Origin of the sequence: Streptomyces sp. NBC_00386 (assembly GCF_036063235.1) — a bacterium.
In the GTDB taxonomy this organism is placed as follows: Bacteria; Actinomycetota; Actinomycetes; order Streptomycetales; family Streptomycetaceae; genus Streptomyces.
In genome coordinates this window covers 299732-318071 of record NZ_CP107950.1, presented here as the reverse complement: position 1 = coordinate 318071, position 18340 = coordinate 299732, and the positions used below count along the sequence as shown (strand labels likewise).

Here is an 18340-nt window from a genome sequence, read left to right as displayed (position 1 = left end):
CGGTCCTGCTGAGATCGCCCCTGTCCGAGTGACCCTTCACCTCGTCGAGGAGCCTTCGATGTCTCAGCGCCCGTCCGCGATCCGCGCCCCCGTTCGCCCCGGCAGCTCCACCCATTCCGGCGAGGACCTCGCCGCGCGCCCGTAACAGCGCCGAACGCCAGCACGACATACACCGCCTGGACTCTGGGCGGGCGTCGCCATCTCCGGGCCACAACAGCACCGCCCCGTCGCGCCATTCGCACTCCCCAGGCGCAGGGCATCACACGCCGCGCCGCGGCCTACGGGACGGGGTGACGCTTCCGCTCGAGGGACCGCCCGGCGGCCCCGCCACTGTCCGGTGTCCGGCAGCCTGGGCCTCCATCGGCATACCGTCGTCACCGGCACGAAGGGAGAGCGCGCGTGCCCGGCACCGCCCGCCTGTACGCCCTGTGAACGACGGCCGGGTGACACTGTGGCGCTTATATAACCATTTACGCTCAATGAGAAATTAATTTGCATTCCTTAAGAGTCCGGTGTTCTGTGCCGATTCGGCTCAGTCCGAGAGTGAGGATCAGTGCATGCCCGGCCGAACGGTCCGGGCGGTGCCGGGGCGTCAACTCCGGTACGTACGGAAAGGTCTGAACATGATCAACGGGTTGAAGAGGGTCGCGGCCCTGGGCGCGGTGACAGTGGCCCTGGCCGCGGGCGCGGTCGTCGGAACGGTCGGAACCGCGTCGGCCGCCCCGCAGGACCACCACCGGCCGTCGACGGCGCCGCACCACTGCGTGAAGGTGGCGGGCCACTGGGCACGGCAGTGGCACCCGGCCTACCGGGACCGGCACCACCACTGGCACCCCGGCCACTGGACCCGCGTCTGGGTCCCCGCCCACAAGGAGTGCCGCCGCTGACCCCGTAACCGACACCGGCATCCGCCCCTGAAGCGGATGCGATCCAAACCGGAACCGGCCCCGACGCGCCCTTCGAAGGCGCGCCGGGGCCGGTTCCGTCAGGTCGCAGCCGCACTTCGGGCTGGCCGCGCATGTGTTGTGTTCCGCTTTCCAGCCCGGGAGTTCAGCCTGCAAAGCGCTCGCGGCGGTGCCGGACGATGAGTCCGGTGCCGGATAGCCGCCGTCAGCGATCGCAAGTGTCTTGCTGACGACGGCGCCATCGTGCTTCACGTTCCGGTCCCGCGCGATCCGGACCGCGTAGTCCTCGTTGAGAACCGGGTAGAAGATCGGCTGCTCGGGCAGCCGGGGCGGCCAGGCGCGCCAGTTCAGCTCGCGAACCAGATCCCTTGGGGCCGACAGGGCGCCGCAGGACCGTCGTTGCTCGCCGGCTGGTCATCTGTATCGCTCTCTGGACAAAGGCCGCCGGTACGGCGGCTCGGGAGACCGGGCGATACCGACACCGGCGAACCATGGGGCGAAACCGCTGCCCACCCTCACGCCCGACCCGTTGATCCACCCATCGATATTCGATAGATTCCCATCGAAGCTCGATGGAAGGATCGGTCATGGGAAACCTGGCAGTGCGCGCGCTGCGCGCCGTGCTCGTGGTGGTGCTCACCGGCAGCGCGTTCGTGCAGACAATGATGGTGTGGGCGTTGGTCAGCGGAAACGACCCGGAGGACGGGTCGCTCCCGCTGACCCCGCTGCGCGTGATCACGGTCCTGGGCATCGGGGCGGCCCAGGTTGCCCTGGTCTGTGTATGGCGGCTGGTCACGATGGTGCGACGCGGAACCGTGTTCTCCCATGCCGCCTTCCGGTACGTGGACGTCATCATCGGTGCGATCGTCGCGGCCGCTCTCGTGTGGTTCGCGGTTACGGCCCTGAACGCGCCCGGCCAGCGGGACGACCCGGGGGTCACCCTCATCATGGGCGGGATCGGCCTGGCCATCCTGGGAGTCGCGCTCATCGTGCTCGTACTGCGGATGCTCCTCGCTCAGGCCGTCGCCCGCGACGTCGAAGCGGCACAGTTGCAGGCCGACTTGGACGAGGTGATCTGATGCCGATCGCCGTCGACATCGACGTGATGCTGGCCAGGCGGAAGATGTCCGTGGGCGAACTCGCGGACCGCGTAGGGATCACGCCCGCCAACCTGGCGGTACTCAAGAACGGCCGCGCCAAAGCGGTGCGCTTCACGACGCTCGCCGCACTCTGCGAGGTACTCAGGTGCCAGCCAGGCGACCTGCTGCGCTGGGAGGCCGAGGACACCACGGGCGAATGAACGCGCCGGCCGACGCGTCACCACCCCCGCCGTGTTCTGAACCGCAGAGACTGCCGCCCCCTGTGACACCCATGCCGGTGGTGGCGGCGCCTGCCCGTGACGGCCGCGACGGAGTCTCGACAGCGCGGGAATCCCTGTTCTGTCACGCAGCGGGACCACGCTCCCAAGTCATCCTGGGACATCGACCATCCGTGACACGGTCACGGCCGGGTGGTCGACCGCAACCATGGCCAGTTGTGCGGCGTGTGATCCGGTGGGACGGCTTTCGTCTGTTCCCGACCGGAAGGCGAGGGGGTCCGATGACGCAGGAGCGGACCGGGGACACGACGTCGCGGACGAGACCGGGCACGAGGCGGCCCAGGACAGTGAGCCTCCGCCAACCTGAATTCGCAGGTCAAAGTGCTGGCGTGACCGGTTCTCGGAGTCCTCGTGCTGGTTGCGGGCGGCTGTCTGAGGAGTAGATCGTCTGTCAGCGGTTGATTTCGAGGTTCGTCAGAACGAGCAGGGCGCGCAGGAGGTGGGTGGCGCGAGGGGGATCGGTGCGCAGCTTGGTCAGGATCCGCCAGTTCTTGAGGTGGGCGAAGCCGTGTTCAACCGGTGCGCGGCCGACGGCGAGGACGCGGTTGGCGGTCTTCTGGCCGGGGGTGAGCTTGTGGGTGCGGCTGGCGTGGAAGTCGGTGACGACCACGGGGTCGAGTACGTCGTTGTCCAGGTCGCGAAAGCCGAGGTCCGCCAAGGCTCGAGGCTCGAGGCCGGCGGCGCGCAGGTGGGCCAGGAGGTGGTCCTGGCGGGCGGCGGTGTTGTCGTGGGTGCGGCCGGGCCGGGCGGCGGATATCCAGATCAGGCGGCCCCTCTCGTCGGTCAGGGCGAGGAAGTGCAGGCCGTGATGGTGGTGCTTGCCGGAGTGGTTGCGCCGGTCGGCCTTTCCGGTTCGGCGCTGGGTGGCGATGAGAGTGCCGTCGATCAGGACTACCTCTCCGCCTTGCCTGGCGACCTTCTTCAGGGCGCGGTCCAGTCGCGGCGCCTGCGCGGCCAGGAGGGTGATCAGCTCGTCGCGCCAGCGGCGGACGGTGGACTCGGACACGTTGTTACCGTCGGCCGTGTCGGCCGTGTCGGCCAGGCGCTGGTCGTGGCGCAGCGCGGCCAGGACGATTACCGCGATCTTCCCGGGCGGCAGAATCCGCCACCTGGACCGGATCACCTTCAGGTGACGTCGCAGGAGATCGGCGAGGTGGTTGGCGGTACGCGTGGACAGAGGAAGGGCATTGGTAGACAAGCAGGCAGGTGTCCTCGGCGTGCTTTCTGGTTTTCGTCACACAAATCCAACGGCCGCCGGGGGCACCGTGCAGCGCTGTTCGCCTGGCATCGAGGCCACTACCGGCAAATGATCTCTAGCGCAGGCAGCCCACGATCAGCACAAGCACCTGGAACAGCGTCACTGGGCCGGGATCGGCTGGGTCAGGTTCACCGGGTTGCCGTCGGGGTCCTGAATGTGGGCGACGCGCTGTCCCCACGGCATGTCGTTGGGGCCGCTGAGGACCGAGCCGCCCAGAGCCTCCACGCGGCCGAGCGTCTCGACGACGTCGTCGACACCGATGCTGAGCAGCATCCGCGGCGCCACCCTGGTCCCCAGATCCGTCTTGGCCACCAGCCCGAGGTCGGTGTCGCCGATGCGCAAGCCGCGGTAGAAGACCGGTCCTTCCTCCGGTACCCGGAAGATCTCCTCGGCGCCGAACAACTTCGTATAGAAGCCGAGCAGGACGTCCTGGTCGGCAGTCAGGATCACTGGCTGGATGGTGGACATGGCACTCCTATCGAGAACGGTCGTGTCGCTGGGTAGACCGTTCGCGGACGATGAACTCATCGGCAAAGCCGACCTGCCAGACGATCTACGCCCCAGACTGCCGCCCCCGACCAGCGTGAGCACCCCGAGAACAGCCCTCGAACATGTCGCCGTCGACCGTCACGGTCAGGATGCCGGGCAGATTCGAGGGCTGCCCCATGTCCGGGTCGTCGGCCAGCTGGCCAGCCAGAACCTTCAGCGCGTAGGGAACGCCTGCCCCGAGCCGGGCGGCTATATCGCGTATGTCCGGCTGGATTTCGACCTTCACAGCATGGTGCTCCTTGGCGGTCGGATGGAGGACAGTGCCCCTCACACAGTAGGCCCCCACGTTCACCGCTGGGCGGCGCAGCGGGCCGCGCGCTCTAGCAAGAGGGCCCGTATGAGGCAGTTATGCAGCGCGCAGCCAACACTGGCGGTGCGACAGACGACGACAACCGTGATCTACGACGACATGGACTCCGTCTTCTGGGGTGACAACGCCGGCCGAGGCCGCAACTGGACCGGCCCTCTCCTCGAACTTGTCCGCTCCGAACTGCACGCGCGGCGAGCTGGGATCTCCAGGTTGTGACCGGACCCGGCGTGTGACCCCACAAGGCGGTCAAACTTCGCTGTCCAAGGACACCCACGACGTGGGCACCCTGATCCGATGAACGGATGCTCGCCCCAAAGGCCGGTGCTCCCTGTTGCGTTCGCAGGGAGCATCGGCCTTTGTGTTTTCGTCTGCTGTCGGGCCGTCCGTTGCTTCGGCCGGAGGCGTCGCGAGCGACGTCGACACCGACTTCCACCACCAGCTAGGGCTCCACCAGCGTGACGTTCAGCGTCTTCCGGCTGCCCACCCGGCGGAGAACGACCAGCCTGTCCACGGATGCCCGCACCACTCCGCAGCGAGCAGACCGGCTAACGCCGCACCTGCTGCCTGGGCGAGGGTGGTGGTGCGGCCGACGTACTGAAGGCGGCCTTCGGTGTCGTATCTGCCGAGCAGTAGCGTGCGGGGAGCGGCCAGAGAGCCGGTGATCGCGCTGACGATCGCCTCGCTCGTCTCGCGGACCTTGTATTTCTGCCAGCCCCTCACCGAGGGCTGGTAGGCATCGTCCAGCCTCTTGAAGACCACCCCCCTTCCATCCCGACCGACGCCCACGTCAGCCACTCGCGCACGATGTCGGCCTCGGTGGTCGACGGACACAGCGCCCACGACGCCGACAGTCGGTGTGCGGCGAACACGGACTCCAGCGCGGCCCTGCGCCGCTGATACGGCCAAGAGTTGGTGTCCGTCCCGGACAGCCTGAGCAGATCGAACGCGACGAAGTGGGCCGGCCACTCCTCCGCCGCCCGGGCCGCCCCGGCACCACGCCGGGCAAGCCGGTTCTGTAGCCGCTCGAACGCGAGGCGGCCCGCGGCGTCCCATACGACCAGCTCACTGTTTATACGAGCTTGCACACCTGTTTCATGGACGGCCGTCGCTGAGGCGGTGTGCAAGGTGGAGCAGCTCTGGCAGGTGCAGCACGCGTCCGTTGAAGCCTGGGAGGGGAACATGGAGCGGCTGGGTCCAGTGGGCGGGGATGGCGTCCAGCCCGTAGTACGCCCCCGCGAGGCTTCCGGTCACCGCGGCGACGGTGTCCGTGTCACCGCCGAGGTCGATCGCCGCGCGTATCGCGTCTTCGAAGCCGGTGGTGGTGCGCAGGGCCCAGACGGCGGAGCCCAGGCAGGGCCAGACGGCACCGTTGAACTCGGTCGCCTGATCGGGATGCCAGTCGGGCGCGAGGACTGTGGCATAGCGGCCGCGGTGGTCGGGGTGGACGAGAGCAAGGATGTCCGGGAGCGCGGTGAGGGGGTCGGTGTCCTCGAATGTGAGGCGGATGAGTTCGTGGAAGATCGCGGTGCCTTCCCAGGCCGCGCGGTCGCCGTGGGTCAGGGCAGCGATGCGGCGGCCCGCGTCCATGGTGGCTTCTTGTCCTGCGGCTGCGAAGTGGACCGCGGAGGTCGATGCCCGCATCAAGGAGCCGTTTCCCGCTGCTCGTTGGTTGACCTGGAAATGGATTGCGGCGGCGAGGTCCCAGGGCATGCCGTTGGTCAGGACATCTTCGGTCTGCAGGCCGATGTCCTTGGGCTCTGATGCTGCCCACCGCTGGAAGCGGACGAAGATGTCCGGCAGATCCAGTCCGCCCCGCTCCAGCAGCGACTCCGCGACCAGGACGGCCATCTGAGTGTCGTCAGTGGCCTCGCCAGGGTCCCAGCCACCGCCTCCGCACATCTCGCCACCGGCACCAGGCGCGGGAAACCGCGCGGAGAATACTCCCTGGGGACCGAACTCGAAGGGGCCGCCCAGTGCGTCACCCACCGCTGAGCCGACGACCGCGCCGGCGGCCCGCTGAATCCGCTTCATTCGCGCAGGTTATCTGTGCCGCGCCGACGGCCGCCCTGTTCCTTCTTCGGCTCCCCGAATCATCGGCGGCGAACGCGTCTCGTCTACGGAGGTGCGCTGCCTGAGACACCCCGCCCATCCGCACACCCAAGAATGTCTGCTCAGACAGCGGGATGCGTCGATCCCCTGTACGTCGAGACGATCAGCACGCGCCAGCCCGAACGACCCCGGTTCGCGGCGGCCCTGGCTGCCCTGCGACCGAACGACATCCTGACCGTCACCATGCTCGACCGACTCGGCCGCAACACCCTGGAATTGATCACGTCAGCCCAGGACATCGAGCACCGCGGCAATCGGCTGGAGATCCTGCAAGGCCCCCTGGTCGGTATCTACGACCCGCGCGGCGCAGGCAAGATCGTGTTCGCCGCGTCCGCCGCGACTGAAATCGAACCAGTGACCGAACTCGACAGTGGGGGTGCACTCCGGCTGCCGCGCGCCCGGGTGGTGCCCCTGTCCGCCCCTCCCGCGTCGTACACCGCGGTGGTCGAGCGGTACCTCACCGGCGCGGGCATCGCGAAGTCCTCCGTCCGCATCTACCGGATCTCGCTGACGACATGGGGGTGGATGCTCACCGGCGAACCGGCGCCGACCGGACCCTCCCGCCGGGGCGCGAAGCCGCCCGTCTTCCCCGCTCCCGTAGCCACGAGATGGCGCCCGTGGCCGCCGCGGACAAGAGGCGTGCCCCTATCGCCGGCAGATCACGAACAACAGCGGTGCACGGCATCACCACCTCACTGCAGAAGAGTCCCACCCGTTCGGTTTGAGGTGGTCCTGACCAGCCTGAGATCTCACACCACAGCCGGCTCGATGAGGAGGCCGCTCGGACGCCTGGGAACGACGTCGGCGGCCGCACTCAGAGGATCGAATCGGCTCGTCACTTCCGGAACAGTCGAGAAGGTCCGGCCTAAGGTGGTCGCGGTCCGGAGCCGCACGTTCATTTGGCGGGCCTGGTTGGCGTATCCGCCGTGCTGGGCGACAATCTGCTGGAAACGCCGTACTGCGTCGTCGAGCATCCCGCGATCTCTCGAGGCGGTTGCGTACAGAACGGCCAAGTCGCAGGCCACCAGTTCTCGGTTGGCTTTGCCGATCCGTAGTGACAGATCGATGAACCGCTCAAGCGCCCTGTCAATGCGGCGGAGCACCTCGGGCCGAGACGGATCCAGGGTCAAATCAGAACGGCGGACACTGAATCCCAGTTCGACCTCCAGTTGAGTGCGTGCCAGCGTGTAGTGGATCTCCGGATCTTCCTGAGTCGCGGCGATGCGTTCCATTCGGGCGACGGCTCGATGGGCACGTTCCCGGTTTCCACCGCGCAGCGCCTCGTGATGGGCGATCCGTCCGTACGCGTCGCTGAGATCGGGAAGGTATGTTGCCTCGTACGGACGATGACGCTCCAGGTGGCGGGTGGCGGCGAGGTAGCCCTGCACAGCAGCACCGTGGTGGCCGAGCGCGCCCAGCATGAAGGCACGGCCGGCCATGCCCTTGAAGACGCTCCAATCCTGGACTCCCCTGGGGCTGTACCGAAGTGCTTCGTCCTGCCGCGCTCGGGCGAAGCGCAGAGCGTGGACATTCTGCGGTTCGAACGTGGCGAAGTAGGCGAGACCGAGGTAGCGCAATCGGGTGTCCACTCCGGCCGCGGCAACGTCCGGAATCAAACGTCCTGCATGGTGGAGCAGCAGTGGCAGCACCTCACGCTGATTGCTGTTGATGGATCTCTCCAGCTGGTCGAGTGACTCGTGCGGGTCATCAGTGAGTTCCACGGCTTCGGCCGTCACGAGACTGCCGGTCAGCTCCGCCGGGTCCCGTAACGGCGCGAGCGGTGGTCGATGCGCGGTCGTCGCAAGCCAGTTGGCGGCACGTCCCGCATCTCGATATCGCGCATCCTTGTTCCCTGCTCGATACACGGGGGTGTCGTCATCTCTCCGCGACGATGGTGTGCCACGGCTGCCTGAACGATTTCGCGACAAGGCCAGCAGGGCGTCCGCTGCCCGGTCCGGATCCCGCGACATCAGGCACTCGGCCCGTACGGCCTCCCAGAGTTCTTGCGTATCGAGTCTGTCAGGTGCAAGCGTTCCCTCGACAACCGACACCACATCGGTACTCGTGAGCAACTGCGCCATTGATGCGTCGACGGCGAGGATCCGGCGATGAACCTGGCGCGTTGACAGTCCCATTTCTCGCGCAAGACTCCGCACGTCCGTTCGCTCGCCACGCAGTCCGGCTGCGTCGATCCAGAGCGCGGCGTCCAAGGCGGTGACGCCGGCAGAGGCTCTCTCACTCACCAGCAGGTGCGCGAGGCGTGCCCGCACGGCGGGCGGCTCAGCCGGGCCGAACACCTTCCTTGCCAGTTCGGGCCTGGGCACCTCGTTCAAGCCGATGACCTCAGCCCCGTTCAGGGCACGTACACAGCGCAAGTCCAGCAGGAGCCACTCACGAATCGCCCTGACGTCAGCAGCCACCAGCGCAATCACCTCGGGGTCGGTCACGCGCGCCTCCAGGCTCACCAGGCTCTTGTACGGACGTTCTCCGAGTGCCTTGCCGTCCGTCATCGCATCAGCAGGGTCAGTATCGTTCCGGCCGCGGTGACGACCGCAGCAACGGCCGTGAGGTACGCAGCGACTACGTGATGGTGTGCAAGGTTCCTACCAGCATCTGGCCGAGTGGGATCCGAAGCAGGAGTGCGGTCTGCCTGGTTGCCGGGTGCCTGGACGCGCACGCCACCCCTCGTTCCAGCAGCGTTTCGACCCCGAGCGTTCGATGACTCCATCGTGATCCACCCCATCTGTCTGGCGGGAAAGTGCCTAAGACAGAGCGAACCAGGGCCGGATGAGCAGTGGTTGACAGTTCGCGATTGTGCGACATGGCAGGACAGCGAGATCTCATTGGGTGCGGCTCTTCTGCAGTGAGCTGGTGATGCCGTGCGCCGCTGTCGTTCGTGGTCGGCCAGCGGATCGTCGTGTCCTCTTGGAGGCGGCGATGTTGTTGGAGGAGCTTGACCGGCGGGAGGCTGCCGCGCGGGAGGAGATCGCCGAACTGCGGGGCCAGTTCGCGGAATTGACCAGACGCCTCGCTGAGAACGTCCTGGAACGTTCGTCTAAGCATCACCCTCAATCCCCTCAAACATCCGCTTTGGCGACATTTGGGCGTGAGGTACTGCGAGTTGCGTGAAGAAATCCGGCGCATGAGGTCACGTGCGGACGGGGTGAACGGCACTTCTCTGTGAGTACTTCACCCCAGCGGTGAACGGAGCACCCAGCGATGCCGGAGTATGTAGTGGTGGCAGGAGTCACAGCGATGGGATATCTGGCCATGGTGCTGCGTACGTGGGTGCGCGTGAGAGGGACCGTCCAGCGAGAGAAGGCCCATGGAGCCTTCCGCCGCGACGTGGTGCGTGAACTTCCCCAAGGTAGCCGCCTCGTCGACACGGCGGACCAACTGATCATCGAGGTCGGGGCAGGGCGCAGGACACCAAGGCGGTCGGTGTGAGCGGGCGAACGGAGTGGTCAACGCGTGCGGCCTGCCGCACAGTTGACCCCGGGGACATGTTCGTTCCCGTGCGGGCGCGCGAACGCCGCCGGACCGACCGCCTCGGCTGCCCGGTCCGTATCTCGTGCCTCGCCCACGCGCTCGATCACCGCATCAAGGACGGCATCTTCGGCGGCTGGTCGGAACGAGAACGCCGCACACTCTTACAGATGGCGCCAACCGTCAGCTCCTGGCACGGGATCCTCGAAGAAGCCGGAACGGATTTCGAGAAGGCGGCGGCCCTCGCACAGCAGCAGCGGCGTCGCGACGGAACCCGGACGACGACGCCGATCTCTTCGAGATCTGGACGAAGCTGAGGACGAACAACTCGTTCACCATCGCGACCGTGCCGTTCGTCCACATGTACCATGCCTCCCTGATCGATGTCGCGGGACCGAATGTCAACTCGTCGGAAGCAGACACCGAAAAGGTTCTGATCCGCTATCAGGGACCACGGGGGACGCGAAGACGGAGGGGAGGAAGCACATGGGCCTGTATCGGATCTTCGAGAAGTACTACGTGCCGATGCGTGAACACGCCTGATGAAGAGTCTGCGGACAGCATGGCCGGCGCTGCTGGTCAACCTCCTCGTCGGGATCCCGGCCATGGTGCCCCTGTACAGCCTGTGGTGGCTTTCCGAACGCCGATGGGGCCGATCGGTCATCGACCGCTCCAGCACGATCATCGAAGTATGCGGGGCCGACTGCGACCGGGCCGGCGTGGCCACCTGGACCGTGGCCGCATCCGGACTGCTGGTCCTGCTGCTGCTGGCGTTGGCGGACGGCCTGGTCCCGTTGCGTCGGGACCGGCCCGTGGGGCCGTGGCTCAAGGCCATGCCGGCCGTTCTCGTTCCCTTCTTCATCTTCCAAGCAGTCTCTTCGGCTCTCTAGTGCCGTGACTCAGAAGGTTTACCGGGTTGGGGCAGGCCAGTCGGCGGGAAGCGTATAGCGCCAGCCCGGGCGCCACGCAGGTGGGGCTTCGAGCAGGTCATCCAGTGATGCTCCGGTGAGTAGACAGTCCAGAGCCCATCGGTTGGCCGAGTGGGCGATCAGCAGGATCCGGCAGCCGTCCCAGTCAGTGGCCAGGTCATGGAGGAATGCGTCGGTGGCCGCCAGGACCTGGCGGTAGCTCTGTCCGCCTGGGAAGGGCTCGTCGATCCGGCGGGCCCGTTGGGCGGCGATGAGGATGGCGGATGTTCCGTTGAGGTCACCGTAGTTGCACTCGCGTAGTCGGATGTCCTGATGGATCGCGGGCTTGCCGCCGGGGAACGCGATCCGGGCGGTTTCCACGGCGCGGTGAAGGTCGGAGGTGAACACGGCCGCGAGCGCGTCGCCGCGTCGGCGCTCGCCCAGTTCCCCGGCCTGGCGGCGGCCCAGTTCCGAGAGCCGGCCCGGGAGCCAGCCGGTAGCGATGCCCGCCTGGTTGTCGGTGGTGGTGGCGTGAGTCTCGTAGATGATCTCTATTGCCATCGGAGGCTCTCTTCTCGGTGGGTCAGGCCGCTTCGGCGAGTGGGCGGCCTCCCCAGCGGATGCCCTTCTCGCTTCGGATACGGGCTCGCTCGCGGCGCTGGGCTGCCAGCACGTCGGGGTGACGGGCATTCATATTGCGCCAACGCAGATAGGACTGCAGGGCCCGGGTCTGCACGGTGTGGTTGCGGTGGTCGGAGTTCGTGATGGTGAACTGCCGCAGCGGCCCGAAGTGCGCCTCGATCGGGTTAGCCCAGGACGCGTAGGTCGGCGTGAAGCACAGCTCGACGCGGTTCTTCTTCGCCCAGCGGCGGATCGTCTCACCCTTGTGGGCAGACAGGTTATCCAGGATGACGTAGATGGGGGCGCTGTCCGGGCGGGCGGCCCGGATCGACCTGAGCGCGGCCAGCGTGTTCGCGGCACCCTTCTTCCGGCGGTTGATGCCCCAGAGCGTGTCGTCGCCGATCGAGTAGCACCCGTGGAAGTACCTGACGCCGTGGGTGCGATGGTAGGTCGCCGGGTGCCGCTCGGGGTGACTGGCGGGGGTCCAGCCCGCACCGCCGGTGGGGCGGATGCCGAGCGGGCCGAACTCGTCGAACGCGAAGACCCGGTCCGGGAAGCGCTCCAGGACATGCTCGATGCGGTCCAGCTTCGCCTCACGGTCGGGGTCCGGGAACTCCTTCCACGTCTTGGTGCGCTGGAAGGTGATGCCGCGGCGGGCCAGCAGGCGGCGTAGGGCCTCGCGGCCGATGCGGATGACCCGGCCATGGAATTTCCGCAGGTAGGCGGCGAGTTTGCGGATGGACCAGCGGGTGAAGGGCTGGCCAAGCTTGGTCGGGCGGGTGGTGGCCGTCTGGACGACGAAGTCCTCGTCGTTAGTACTGAGAAGGCGGGGACGGCCTCCCGCCCATCGAGGGTCCAGGCAGGCCAGGCCGATCTCATTGAACCGGTGGATCACATCCCGGACGGTGTCCTCGTCGGCCTGCACCAGTTGGGCGATCACCGGGACCCGGTTCCCGCCGGCAGACGCCAGCAGCATCATCGCGCGTCGGAAGCGCACCGAACTGGTGCTGCCCCGGCGCACGATCTGCTGAAGCCTCTGCCCCTCCTGGTCAGTCAACCTGCGCACGCGGACAGGCTCAGCCACCGCACCCCCAGCACTCCGATCGGACGTCACCGCACATCCAACCGCCCCGACCACCAACCCGGCGAACCAATGTGGTCAGAGCACTAGCCACCTGTGGAGTTACGCACGTGAGCGCTGACTTAGAGGGCGTTTCCTCCTGTTGTTTCATCCCGGATTGCTTGGTTTGAGGTAGTTCATGTCCCGCGCCATGTGGGGGTGGATTCGGCGGTGAGCCTGCGGGTCATGAGGTTGATCATCGCGAGGTGGATCATGGCTTCGAAACCCTGCCCGCCCGCTCCGAAGCCGTGATCCACATCGCCATGACCGACCTCATGGCTCGCCGCCTCACCGGTGAGAACACCATCTCCTGGCGCGACCCGACACCAGCACACCAAAGCCGCATTCGGGGATGAAACAACAGGATGAAACGACCTCTTAGCAGGTTCCGCTGACGCGGTGGAGAAGCCGCGCTGGCTCAACTGCTCTTCCGCGGTGCGCTCCTCTTGTCCAATGTGTCATGGACCCGCCATGCTTTCCGTGAGTCTACTCGCATAGATTCACATTTTGATGCTCCACCTGCCAGCGCGTCCGTCCGCACTCTCTCCCGGAGGATCGCCCAGTGAGACCTCGTGAAGCGCGCCGCCGTGGCGCTGTAGCCGTCGTAGTGTCCTTACTTGCCCTGTCCGTCGGTCAGACCGTTGCCGTTCTGCCGGCAGCCGCCGCTGTTCCGGCTGCCGCCTCCACGGTCGCTGCGGCGCAGGACCAGGCAGCGCGTGCCATAGCCCGTTCCCTCTCCGACTCCGCTTGGCGTGCCCGCGTTCAGCATGCCGCCCTGACCACCGACGAGGTGTCCGTCACCGCTCTGGCTGACCGTGCCGACAACGGTCTGAAGTCCACGCTGGCCACGGCAGATCAGCGGATCGCCGCCGCCAAGGGTCTTGATGCCGGAATCGGTTCGCTGCTCCGGCTGCGACTCGGGGACCACGCGATGCGTGGCGCCTTGTCTGCCGGAACGGTGCCCTGGGTGGTCCCCGCCACCGCGGATGATCACGTCACCACGATCGTCGCCTATGACGTCCGGGGCCGGGCCCATGTACTTGACGCCCGCCATGCACCCGCCCGTCCCGTGTACGTCGTGGACATCGACGGTTCCAAGGCGCTGGCTGCCGGTCTGGGTGTCCTGAACAGGCAACTGCGCCACTACGGCGTGGACTCCGCCGCGCCGGCACCGAAGGTGGGTACCACCAGGAAGCCGCAGGCCCAGGCGGCAGCCGGGGGCTTCTGGACCACCCGCATCAGCGCGGTGGAACTCTCGGACGACGAAGAGCCCTGGGTCAAGGGCGACGCCGAGATCTACACGCTGGTCACCGGCTTCGGACAGGACGGCGCCGTACGTGTCGACCCCGTCGACATGCCCTACCTCGACAATGACGGCAAGGTCTACCGGCCCGGCCAGATCCTGGTCAACTGGTCGAACTACAAGTACAACCTGGCCGATGCCGTGATGATGGAAGAGGATGGCAGCACCAACTACCGCGACCTCGCCAAGGCCATCGCCACCGCCCTGCTCACCATCACCGACCAGGGCGCCTACATCCCCCTGGTGAACGCCATCCTGGACGCCATCCCGAACGACTGGTGGACGGACGATCCCGACTACGTCGACTCCTGGTACACCCTGGCCAGCAGTGACAACGGCACCCGCTACGGCGCTCGTGGCAACGGCTGGATGACTGTCGAACCGTACTTCGTCCAGCAGTTCTGAACCGCACGGCGGACGTCCGAAGCGCACGACGGTGACAAAGGGGTGCGGGCCGGTGCATCACACCACCGGCCCCATCCGCGCGCCCGTCGGCACGTGGAGGGCTGCCGTCCCGACCGCGTGCAGGGGGACAGTGGGTGACTGCGCCAGGCGGTGGTGGAAGCCGTGCAGGCCGACGGTGGTGCTGTCATTACTCAGCTTGTGCGGATGGGTGGATCGCTATGAGCACCGAATTCTCGTTCCCGCCACAGGCACGGGCGTTGTGGAGCCCGTGCTGTCATCACCGGACCCTGGCGGTCTGCCGGACAGACCGTCTGTAGTTCGGCCCGTGGCGGTCTGATGGGCGTTGGCCGGGGCTGCCTGTCTGGGCTGCGGCCATCCGAGTGTGCTGAAGCCGTGTCAGGCGACCGACCGAAAGCCGATTGACCATGCTGGGCGGGAATCAACACGCTGTCCAGCGAAGAGGAGTACGGCATGCCGATGGACTCGGTGGCTAGATTTCTGGCGGCTCTGAACCCGGAGGATCGGCAGACTGTCGACGCCGCACCACGCGATGAGCAGGAGCGCCTCGCTGCGGCCTGGGAAAGCGAGTTGGAGGCAGACACCGAACTCGACACGCTCGACGAGTTGTCGCCGCCTGCGGCAGAGGCAGAGGCGGCCCGTCGTGTCCTGGAGCGCAGAGAAGGCTGACCCTCTGTGGCATCCGTCCCGGCGGCGGCCCTTGCAGGTGACGTCCGCGACGGCGGTGGCCCGCTTCCGGCGCGTATGCCGGGTGTTGCCGTCACTGTTCCGCTGCCAGGCGGTGCCCGGGTACGCCGGCGCCACGGCCCGCAACTGGGTCAAGCCTTCGGCACCGCCGCCAAGGGGGACGTGAGAGCGGACTTCCATGACGAGGCTCCGTACGGCAGGTCGTGGTCCTCTACTTCGCCCAGAGCGGCCAGATCAAGGAGACCGAGGCCCGCATAGGAGAGGACGACGACTCCTGGGCACTCACCCGTCCGCAGCGCCGCCGTCCGGGTGCCGAGGTCCTCGCCCTGCACGATCACCTTGTCCGCCCCCATCGGCAGGGCACACTGCCAGCCCGGACGCGCGAGCGTCGATGCGAAGCAGCGCTGCCAGTCGATGCTCCAGGCCGGACACCGCCCGGGTCGATGGCATCCAATGCGTCCATACGCCTCTCGGAGAGCTCTGCGCTGTACGGAACGCCCGTTTCCCCGGCGGCACGCCGTGCTGTGACGGAGCGTTGATGTTCGGGGGGTTGGGCTGTCTGGTCTGCTGTCGGGCCTTCGGTTTGGTGGCCTCACTTCCTTGCGAGCGGCGTTGACGGTCCGGGACGAGTCGGCTCGGCCCGCTCGATGCGGAGCGGTCCGAGCCGACGGACCAGGAGCGGTCAAGCGCTGTGGTCAGTCGCGCCGGATCAGTTCCGGGTCGATGCGCCGTCCCACGAGCGGGAGTGCGCCGACGGCGGAAACGGCCGCCACGCCCGCTGCTGCGAGCGTGAGCATCGGGACGCCGGCGAAGTCCCAGTAGATCTCGCTGCCCCCGGTGACCAGGTAGCAGGACTCGGCGACCTTGCCCGTCACGAGCGCCAGTGCGAGCCCGATGCTCAGGGGGAGCACGACCTCTGTACGCACTGCACGGCTCGCATCGTCCGGGCCCGTGCTCCGATCAGTGTGATGGCGGTGACCTGTGCGCGCCGCTCCACCGCCCGGTCGGTCGCCGAGACGACGAAGGCCGCAGTTCCGATGGCCAGACCCATGATCATGCCGACGGCGAGCAGGGTCTCTAGGACGGCGATCTGCTGGAGGCCCTCGATTGCCGTTGTCGAGTTGTCCCGATGTAGCAAGGCTTTCGGTCTCGGCCAATGATCCATCCTCATTCCGCCATCCCGGCGATGCTGCGGCAATTTGCGGTCATTCGTTCGATAGATCTCTTCTCGACCAGGTGTTCGGGCAGGGGGTCCGGCACCGACTGAGTTCGGGGGTTCAACCGTGAACGGAGTCCTGTTCCGCCGTGCCCGCAGGCGGGCACTGACGATGATGGCGACTGCCGCCCTGCTGTCGGCGGCGGCGCCATCCATGGCGAGGGCCGAAAGGCCACGGATCTGCACGTGGAGTCCTACATGCTGCCTGCGGGAACAGCGGCACCGTCACTCAAGGAGCTACGGAGCGAGGGCGGTACGGAGCGGCTGCGCGAGCTTGCCCGGAGCGCAGAGCCGGGTGCGCGGACGGCACAGGAGACGGTCGGGCCTGCCCGCTCGTACGCGCCGCTGGCGCGCCGTGCGTCCGCTGCTGCACCGGACGCAAAGAGCGGACTCTCACCCACGGGGCCGGGCGCGCAGATCACGGCACCGGAGCCGTCGCGGACGATGACTTTCGATGAATGCAAAAGAGGACTGGGCAGCACCACGAACTTCTTCCTGAAATCCAGGTTCGCGGCCTGTTCAGGAGCCTCGTTCGTCCAGACCTGGGTCGTCAACCGCAGGCCCGTCGGCGTGAGCCAGTTCAACGTCCGCGTCGTGGGAACCATCGCCAAGAACAGCCGCACGATCAACTTCCAGTACTACTTCACCGAGATGGTGGCCCAGGGCGAAACCGAAGTGGCCGCCATGAAAATCACGACAAAGGCCGGCATACCCCAGAGCTGGCCCTCCGGCACCCGCTACACCCGCGGCGGCCACATGCCCGGAACGAAGACCTTCACCGAACTCTCCGCCCAGCGCACCTTCAACGACACCGTCAACGCCAAGCCCGGCCAAGGCAGCGGCTCCGCCGACCAACTGTTCGCCGTCTACCAGCCGTCCATCTCCATCACTCCGCCGCCCAACGCCACGCTGACCGGTGACCTCAAGGGCAACATATTCATGCTCGCACCGCGCTGGGACGCCGCGAAGTACCTCGCCAACTCAACCGGCGGCGGCAACCCGGCCAGGAAAGGCGCCGCCACGTTCAGCTACCTGACAGCGCTCACCCTGAGCGCGAAGCAGGGCGCTGAGGAGCGCGCCGAAGCGCAGCACATCAACCAGGCATTCCTCGTCCCGCAGGACACCAAGCCGTACATGTCGGCGAAGAAGGTGCCCGGGCAGACGGCGGCGGATCCGCTCCACCGCACGGTGAGTACACGCCGCATCGACGACAACCGCAAGGCGGCAGTCAAGCAGTGCAAGCGGTACTGGGGACCCAACTACACCAGCGGCGGCAAGGAGTGCGACGAGTACCCCTTCGCGAGCACCTATGAAGGGGCTGCGGAGCACTCCTACGACCCAGAAGTAAGAGAGTTCAACTTCTCCGCGAAGCCGATCCCGGGCGACGACAACCAGGCCGGCGGCTCCCTCCTGAAGAGCTTCTACGCCAAGAACCGTGTAATCGACGGACTGGATGACGGCTTTATCGTCAAGATCGTCACCTGACCTGTGCTGCGGCGGGAGCGGCCCCTGGCACAAATCGCTCCCGCCGCAGCCGGTTCACGATTTGGCGGGCCAGAACTGCACGAGGTAGCGCTCCACACCGTGGCCGGTGCCCTCGCCTTCCGACAGGGCTGCGGCCTCGGCCCGGCCTGCACAGTGGACACGAACGTGCCACGAACCGCCGGAATCCGCCAGCGTGATCAGGTCGTCCATCCGGCCCGTGTGCATGGACCACACGGCAACCTGACCACTGGTCGACTCGAATTCAGCCTCGGCCACCTCATCCCATTCGGACCGGTTCTGCTCGGGCGGCGGCCCGTCCCACACTTCGACGCTGACCACGGCGGTGTGGGTATGGCCGCCGCTGGTGATGTCTAGACGTCCCGGGTGAGTGCTGAGGAACGCATGCCGGTTGAAGTCGTCCGGGAAGGGGACCGGCAGGTCCGCGTCATCGGATTCCTGCAGCCCGAAGGCGTGAAAACCGATGTACGCATCCACATCCTGCTGCCGCACAAGCTCTGCCATGAGCTCCCCTTCGACATCACACACGACTGGCCATCCCCGAGATCGTAGATCCGTGCCGTC

At 66.9% G+C, this 18340-nt stretch carries 21 protein-coding genes and 4 pseudogenes; 11 read left to right on the top strand and 14 right to left on the bottom strand.

Going from position 1 to position 18340, the window contains the following annotated elements; translation table 11 throughout:
• The first annotated feature begins 623 nt into the window (after positions 1 to 623).
• Positions 624 to 887: a hypothetical protein gene (locus tag OG780_RS01240; RefSeq protein WP_328443747.1), complete on the top strand. Its 264-nt coding sequence runs from the start codon at positions 624 to 626 to the stop codon at positions 885 to 887.
• Between the two features lie 252 nt (positions 888 to 1139).
• Here OG780_RS01240 and OG780_RS01230 read toward each other — a convergent pair.
• Positions 1140 to 1323: pseudogene (locus OG780_RS01230) on the bottom strand (hypothetical protein); the annotation flags it as partial.
• Positions 1324 to 1492: 169 nt separating this feature from the next.
• Here OG780_RS01230 and OG780_RS01225 point away from each other — a divergent pair.
• Together OG780_RS01225 and OG780_RS01220 are read left to right on the top strand one after the other, a co-directional pair.
• On the top strand, positions 1493 to 1984 hold the full coding sequence (locus tag OG780_RS01225) for a DUF2975 domain-containing protein (protein WP_328443745.1): 492 nt from the start codon (positions 1493 to 1495) through the stop codon (positions 1982 to 1984).
• The gene (locus OG780_RS01220; protein ID WP_328443743.1) at positions 1984 to 2205 is read left to right on the top strand and encodes a helix-turn-helix domain-containing protein; all 222 of its coding nucleotides are present in this window, start codon (positions 1984 to 1986) and stop codon (positions 2203 to 2205) included. Before OG780_RS01225 ends, OG780_RS01220 begins: the two co-directional genes overlap by 1 nt.
• A 469-nt stretch (positions 2206 to 2674) precedes the next feature.
• On the opposite strand, the gene OG780_RS01215 is transcribed toward OG780_RS01220, so the two are convergent.
• The 3 genes from OG780_RS01215 to OG780_RS01205 all read right to left on the bottom strand — a co-directional run bounded on the left by OG780_RS01215 (position 2675) and on the right by OG780_RS01205 (position 4316).
• On the bottom strand, positions 2675 to 3481 hold the full coding sequence (locus OG780_RS01215) for a transposase family protein (RefSeq protein WP_328443741.1): 807 nt from the start codon (positions 3479 to 3481) through the stop codon (positions 2675 to 2677).
• A 159-nt stretch (positions 3482 to 3640) separates the two neighbouring features.
• Positions 3641 to 4009 (bottom strand): VOC family protein, encoded by a 369-nt coding sequence (locus OG780_RS01210; protein ID WP_328443739.1) that lies wholly within the window; start codon positions 4007 to 4009, stop codon positions 3641 to 3643.
• Positions 4010 to 4094: 85 nt separating this feature from the next.
• Positions 4095 to 4316 (bottom strand): hypothetical protein, encoded by a 222-nt coding sequence (locus OG780_RS01205; protein ID WP_328443737.1) that lies wholly within the window; start codon positions 4314 to 4316, stop codon positions 4095 to 4097.
• Between the two features lie 165 nt (positions 4317 to 4481).
• Here OG780_RS01205 and OG780_RS01200 point away from each other — a divergent pair.
• Positions 4482 to 4616 (top strand): annotated as a pseudogene (locus OG780_RS01200) (NADAR family protein); the annotation flags it as partial.
• A 246-nt stretch (positions 4617 to 4862) separates the two neighbouring features.
• Here OG780_RS01200 and OG780_RS01195 read toward each other — a convergent pair.
• Genes OG780_RS01195 through OG780_RS01185 form a run of 3 tightly spaced genes read right to left on the bottom strand, consistent with a single transcriptional unit; the run spans position 4863 to position 6431 of the window.
• Positions 4863 to 5159: a hypothetical protein gene (locus OG780_RS01195; protein ID WP_328443735.1), complete on the bottom strand. Its 297-nt coding sequence runs from the start codon at positions 5157 to 5159 to the stop codon at positions 4863 to 4865.
• Positions 5117 to 5581, bottom strand: coding sequence for an ATP-dependent DNA ligase (locus OG780_RS01190; protein WP_328443733.1), 465 nt, complete (start codon positions 5579 to 5581; stop codon positions 5117 to 5119). The genes OG780_RS01195 and OG780_RS01190 overlap by 43 nt, the downstream gene beginning before the upstream one ends.
• Positions 5493 to 6431 carry an ADP-ribosylglycohydrolase family protein gene (locus OG780_RS01185; RefSeq protein ID WP_328443731.1) on the bottom strand — a complete coding sequence of 313 codons (939 nt, stop codon included), beginning with the start codon at positions 6429 to 6431 and terminating at the stop codon, positions 5493 to 5495. Before OG780_RS01185 ends, OG780_RS01190 begins: the two co-directional genes overlap by 89 nt.
• A gap of 132 nt (positions 6432 to 6563) precedes the next feature.
• On the opposite strand from OG780_RS01185, the pseudogene OG780_RS44480 reads away from it, so the two are divergent.
• Positions 6564 to 6827, top strand: a pseudogene (locus OG780_RS44480) (recombinase family protein); the annotation flags it as partial.
• A gap of 431 nt (positions 6828 to 7258) precedes the next feature.
• Here OG780_RS44480 and OG780_RS01180 read toward each other — a convergent pair.
• Complete coding sequence (locus tag OG780_RS01180; RefSeq protein WP_328443729.1) at positions 7259 to 9019, bottom strand: hypothetical protein; 1761 nt, start codon at positions 9017 to 9019, stop codon at positions 7259 to 7261.
• A gap of 933 nt (positions 9020 to 9952) precedes the next feature.
• Between OG780_RS01180 and OG780_RS01175 the strand changes: the two genes are divergently transcribed.
• Together OG780_RS01175 and OG780_RS01170 are read left to right on the top strand one after the other, a co-directional pair.
• Positions 9953 to 10312, top strand: coding sequence for a WhiB family transcriptional regulator (locus tag OG780_RS01175; RefSeq protein WP_328443727.1), 360 nt, complete (start codon positions 9953 to 9955; stop codon positions 10310 to 10312).
• A gap of 225 nt (positions 10313 to 10537) precedes the next feature.
• Positions 10538 to 10885, top strand: coding sequence for a hypothetical protein (locus tag OG780_RS01170; protein ID WP_328443725.1), 348 nt, complete (start codon positions 10538 to 10540; stop codon positions 10883 to 10885).
• An 18-nt stretch (positions 10886 to 10903) separates the two neighbouring features.
• Here the strand turns inward: OG780_RS01170 and OG780_RS01165 are convergent, their stop codons facing one another.
• Together OG780_RS01165 and OG780_RS01160 are read right to left on the bottom strand one after the other, a co-directional pair.
• Positions 10904 to 11464, bottom strand: coding sequence for a histidine phosphatase family protein (locus OG780_RS01165; RefSeq protein ID WP_328443723.1), 561 nt, complete (start codon positions 11462 to 11464; stop codon positions 10904 to 10906).
• A gap of 22 nt (positions 11465 to 11486) precedes the next feature.
• Complete coding sequence (locus tag OG780_RS01160) at positions 11487 to 12608, bottom strand: IS630 family transposase (protein WP_328443721.1); 1122 nt, start codon at positions 12606 to 12608, stop codon at positions 11487 to 11489.
• A gap of 233 nt (positions 12609 to 12841) precedes the next feature.
• Here OG780_RS01160 and OG780_RS01155 point away from each other — a divergent pair.
• The 3 genes and pseudogenes from OG780_RS01155 to OG780_RS01145 all read left to right on the top strand — a co-directional run.
• Positions 12842 to 13000, top strand: a pseudogene (locus tag OG780_RS01155) (IS5 family transposase); the annotation flags it as partial.
• Positions 13001 to 13251: 251 nt separating this feature from the next.
• Positions 13252 to 14352, top strand: coding sequence for a DUF3103 family protein (locus OG780_RS01150; RefSeq protein ID WP_328443719.1), 1101 nt, complete (start codon positions 13252 to 13254; stop codon positions 14350 to 14352).
• A gap of 471 nt (positions 14353 to 14823) precedes the next feature.
• Positions 14824 to 15039 carry a hypothetical protein gene (locus tag OG780_RS01145; RefSeq protein ID WP_328443717.1) on the top strand — a complete coding sequence of 72 codons (216 nt, stop codon included), beginning with the start codon at positions 14824 to 14826 and terminating at the stop codon, positions 15037 to 15039.
• Positions 15040 to 15188: 149 nt separating this feature from the next.
• On the opposite strand, the gene OG780_RS01140 is transcribed toward OG780_RS01145, so the two are convergent.
• The 3 genes from OG780_RS01140 to OG780_RS01130 form a co-directional block, all read right to left on the bottom strand.
• Entirely contained in the window at positions 15189 to 15410 is a 222-nt protein-coding gene (locus tag OG780_RS01140; protein WP_328443716.1) for a hypothetical protein, read from the bottom strand.
• Positions 15411 to 15752: 342 nt separating this feature from the next.
• On the bottom strand, positions 15753 to 15968 hold the full coding sequence (locus OG780_RS01135; protein WP_328443715.1) for a hypothetical protein: 216 nt from the start codon (positions 15966 to 15968) through the stop codon (positions 15753 to 15755).
• Complete coding sequence (locus OG780_RS01130) at positions 15956 to 16195, bottom strand: hypothetical protein (protein WP_328443714.1); 240 nt, start codon at positions 16193 to 16195, stop codon at positions 15956 to 15958. The genes OG780_RS01135 and OG780_RS01130 overlap by 13 nt, the downstream gene beginning before the upstream one ends.
• Before the next feature lie 522 nt (positions 16196 to 16717).
• Between OG780_RS01130 and OG780_RS01125 the strand changes: the two genes are divergently transcribed.
• On the top strand, positions 16718 to 17758 hold the full coding sequence (locus OG780_RS01125; protein WP_328443713.1) for a NucA/NucB deoxyribonuclease domain-containing protein: 1041 nt from the start codon (positions 16718 to 16720) through the stop codon (positions 17756 to 17758).
• Between the two features lie 54 nt (positions 17759 to 17812).
• Here OG780_RS01125 and OG780_RS01120 read toward each other — a convergent pair whose 3' ends face one another.
• Positions 17813 to 18280 (bottom strand): hypothetical protein, encoded by a 468-nt coding sequence (locus OG780_RS01120; protein ID WP_328443712.1) that lies wholly within the window; start codon positions 18278 to 18280, stop codon positions 17813 to 17815.
• Between the last annotated feature and the right edge of the window lie 60 nt (positions 18281 to 18340).

Coding starts and splice junctions, on each gene's coding strand:
- OG780_RS01145 (WP_328443717.1), top strand. CDS start 14,824: ATGCCGATGGACTCGGTGGCTAGATTTCTGGCGGCTCTGAACCCGGAG.
- OG780_RS01220 (WP_328443743.1), top strand. CDS start 1,984: ATGCCGATCGCCGTCGACATCGACGTGATGCTGGCCAGGCGGAAGATG.
- OG780_RS01225 (WP_328443745.1), top strand. CDS start 1,493: ATGGGAAACCTGGCAGTGCGCGCGCTGCGCGCCGTGCTCGTGGTGGTG.
- OG780_RS01185 (WP_328443731.1), bottom strand. CDS start 6,431: ATGAAGCGGATTCAGCGGGCCGCCGGCGCGGTCGTCGGCTCAGCGGTG.
- OG780_RS01125 (WP_328443713.1), top strand. CDS start 16,718: ATGACTTTCGATGAATGCAAAAGAGGACTGGGCAGCACCACGAACTTC.
- OG780_RS01170 (WP_328443725.1), top strand. CDS start 10,538: ATGAAGAGTCTGCGGACAGCATGGCCGGCGCTGCTGGTCAACCTCCTC.
- OG780_RS01180 (WP_328443729.1), bottom strand. CDS start 9,019: ATGACGGACGGCAAGGCACTCGGAGAACGTCCGTACAAGAGCCTGGTG.
- OG780_RS01210 (WP_328443739.1), bottom strand. CDS start 4,009: ATGTCCACCATCCAGCCAGTGATCCTGACTGCCGACCAGGACGTCCTG.
- OG780_RS01140 (WP_328443716.1), bottom strand. CDS start 15,410: ATGGGGGCGGACAAGGTGATCGTGCAGGGCGAGGACCTCGGCACCCGG.
- OG780_RS01165 (WP_328443723.1), bottom strand. CDS start 11,464: ATGGCAATAGAGATCATCTACGAGACTCACGCCACCACCACCGACAAC.
- OG780_RS01190 (WP_328443733.1), bottom strand. CDS start 5,581: ATGTTCCCCTCCCAGGCTTCAACGGACGCGTGCTGCACCTGCCAGAGC.
- OG780_RS01240 (WP_328443747.1), top strand. CDS start 624: ATGATCAACGGGTTGAAGAGGGTCGCGGCCCTGGGCGCGGTGACAGTG.
- OG780_RS01120 (WP_328443712.1), bottom strand. CDS start 18,280: ATGGCAGAGCTTGTGCGGCAGCAGGATGTGGATGCGTACATCGGTTTT.